2 protein-coding genes are annotated in these 3,077 nt (G+C 47.2%); both read right to left on the bottom strand.

All coding sequences use genetic code 11. The annotated features are described in order from the left end of the window. Positions 1-164: 164 nt before the first annotated feature. Positions 165-710, bottom strand: a complete 546-nt coding sequence (locus RMO27_RS09865) for a hypothetical protein (RefSeq protein ID WP_309731873.1) — start codon at positions 708-710, stop codon at positions 165-167. A 46-nt stretch (positions 711-756) separates the two neighbouring features. Continuing rightward, complete coding sequence (locus RMO27_RS09860) at positions 757-2,826, bottom strand: heavy metal translocating P-type ATPase (RefSeq protein ID WP_309731871.1); 2,070 nt, start codon at positions 2,824-2,826, stop codon at positions 757-759. Between the last annotated feature and the right edge of the window lie 251 nt (positions 2,827-3,077).

Below are 3,077 nucleotides of genomic sequence, written 5' to 3'. Positions count from 1 at the left end.
CACTCGTCAAAGGTGGCTTTTCCTTCGCTTTCAACGGTTTGGCGCAGTTGTTGTAGGGTCGATAGTAAACCCTGGGGACTGGCTAGATTGAGTGATTCGGTAATAGGTTTAGAAATTTGACTAACCATCTAAAAATCTCCTAAATCGATTTGGTTTCGAGCGATTTAAAGCGTATTAAAAATCATCCAATCTTGAATATTTTTATTCTTTAAAACCAACTCAGCTTGACTAATTTCATCGTCAGTTCCTTTGACGATCGTCAGGTAATATCCTTGCGCTAAAAGATCGCTATAGTGCTTTGCTTGCTTTTCAGTAATATCAAAGCCAATGCCACCGCCGAGAATACCGCCCGATACGGCTCCATAAAAAGCTCCAGCCGCGATGCCAACTAATACGACAGCACCGCTAAAAGCTGAAAATGCTAGTGTTGTCAGTCCAGCGACGACACCACCGACGACACTGCCCATTGCCCCAGCATCAACGGCACCATGTTCGATCCGCTCGACTGTTTTACCCCAGGTAAACTCATCTTCAGATTGAACGGGCGACTCCATAGATTGCCCTAATGTGTCGGATGCTGAATCAAGATGCTCGGCAACAACGGAAACATTATTCATCTGAAAGCCAGTTGCTTTAAGTTGACGGAGTGCCGATTCAATCTCTTGGAAATTTGGGAACGTGCCTACTGCATTTTTGTGTTCTATGTTCATGTTAAATATCCAGTTTAAAGGTTGATTTTGGTATTAATTATTCTCCTCAATCATTTAAGTTAATGCGGCGTAATAACATCGCATTAATTGACACAACCACTGTCGAAACGCTCATTAAGATTGCCCCGATCGCTGGCGTTAATAAAATACCCAATGGAGCCGCGACTCCTGCTGCTAAGGGAATACCGATAACGTTGTAGCCAGTCGCCCAAAACAGATTTTGAGTCATTTTGTTGTAGGTTGCTTTGGCGAGTTTCAGCGCATAGGTGGCATCGAGCGGATCGCTTTTCACTAATACTAAATCGGCAGATTCGATCGCCACATTAGTTCCAGCACCGATCGCCAGTCCCAAATCTGCCTCAGTTAAAGCAGGTGCATCATTAATCCCGTCGCCGACAAAAGCGATCGGTTGTTCGGCTTTGAGCCGATGAATGAGTGCGGCTTTGTCTTGAGGCAAGACACGAGCATAATAGCGATCGATCTTCAAATCCTCAGCAACGGTTTTTGCCACCGCTTCGGCATCTCCGGTAATCATCACCACCTGTACGCCCATTTGCTGTAATTTGGCTACTGCTGCTCGTGCCGATGGTCGGACCCGATCTGCTAATCCAAAGATCGCCAGTACTTGCTTATCGTCCATCAAGACGATCGCGCTTTCACCCCGCGATTCACTTGCTTGCAGTCCAGTTCGCAAGGCTGGTGGAAACTGTAATTTCAACTCCTGTACCCATTCTGGTCTACCAACCCGATAACGCCGACCATTGACTACACCTTCAACGCCTTGACCTGGAACAGCTTTGAAGTCACTCGCCTTGACAAGCTGACTTTGGCGATGATTAGCTTCGATAACGATCGATTGTCCAAGCGGATGTTCGGATAAGGATTCTAGAGAGGCTGCTATTACTAAGGCTTGGGCTTCATCAATGCCGTCAGTATAAATTTCCTTGACTCCAAACTTGCCTTCGGTTAGTGTGCCTGTCTTATCAAAGGCGATCGTTTTAACCCCTCGCGCTCGTTCAAATGCCTCGCGGTTTCGCACCAAAATCCCGTTTTTAGCCGCCATCGCCGTGGCATTAATCGTGACCAAGGGAATTGCTAAACCCAGCGCGTGAGGACAGGTAATAACTAGCACTGTCACCGCCCGATTGATGGCAAATGTTAGACCGCCCTTACCGATCGATAGCCACACAATAAACGTTAATGTAGATACCCCGATCGCAATCAGAGTCAGCCAATAAGCCAACCTGTCGGCTAGGGTTTGATATTGACTTTTCGATGCTTGAGCCTCCTCCACCAGCCGCATAATCTGGCTCAGAGTTGTTTTATCTCCAGTCCGAATCACTTTAATTGTCAAAGCACCTTCGCCGTTAACTGCCCCGGCGACTACTTCATCGCTAGTTCTTTTGACGACTGGACGCGATTCACCAGTGAGAAAGGCTTCGTTGACGCTAGAGGCACCCTCAATGACTTCACCATCGATCGGAACTTGTTCGCCAGGACGGATCAGAATGCGATCGCCCTCAGCTAACGCGCTCACTTGGACATCTTCAATCCGCCCATTGACTTGCTGGTGAGCCACAGCAGGTACCAACTTAGCCAGATGCTCTAAAGCGCGGCTGGCTCCTTGCACAGAAGTCATTTCAATCCAGTGACCGAGCAGCATGATATCGACCAAAGTTACCAATTCCATGTAGAAGGAATCGCCTGGTAATCCAAAAGACACCGCCACACTGTAGACATAAGATACGGTAATCGCCAGCGCAACCAGCGTCATCATCCCAATTTTACTGTGCAGTTCAGCCCAAGCTCCGTGCAGAAATACCCAGCCACCATACCAGTAAATAACCGTAGCCAGAATCGGCGTAACCCAAGCCACGCCAGCAAACTGAATCGCTTGGTAATTGAACCACATCTGAAACATCGGCGAGAGATACAGCACTGGCACCGTTAGCAGGCAACAAATCAAGAAGCGTCGCTGGAACATCGCTGGGCTGTGTCCAGCATGTTTGTCGTGCCCTGCATGTTCGTGACTGGAATGTTGCGCCGGATCGTGCTGGTGGTCAATGTGACTCGGATGGGGGCGGTTTTGCTGTTCCTGATGGCGTTCGTGTCTCATAGCTGAATTCTCCTATAGATTATTTTCATCTCGGATATTTGGCAAAACCCACCCAATCCTGCGAACGCACCAGCACATTCACAACCCAACTACTGAATAAATATTAGTGAATTTTCATATCAACAAATACTATTTCTCGAAGTACTTTCGAGTTTTTGCTGCGATTTGAGGATTTGTCATTTTATCAACTGTTTCGATATCTGCAATATGTCCGCTGAGGTGATTTTTTTCAAGTTGTTCTTTTAATTCTC

Origin of the sequence: Chamaesiphon sp. OTE_75_metabat_556, from assembly GCF_031378165.1 — a bacterium.
Classification (GTDB): Bacteria; Cyanobacteriota; Cyanobacteriia; order Cyanobacteriales; family Chamaesiphonaceae; genus Chamaesiphon.
This window is presented reverse-complemented; position numbering and strand designations above follow the sequence as displayed.

Excerpts from the sequence above, each read along its gene's own strand:
- RMO27_RS09865 (WP_309731873.1), bottom strand. The coding sequence starts at position 710 with ATGAACATAGAACACAAAAATGCAGTAGGCACGTTCCCAAATTTCCAA.
- RMO27_RS09860 (WP_309731871.1), bottom strand. The coding sequence starts at position 2,826 with ATGAGACACGAACGCCATCAGGAACAGCAAAACCGCCCCCATCCGAGT.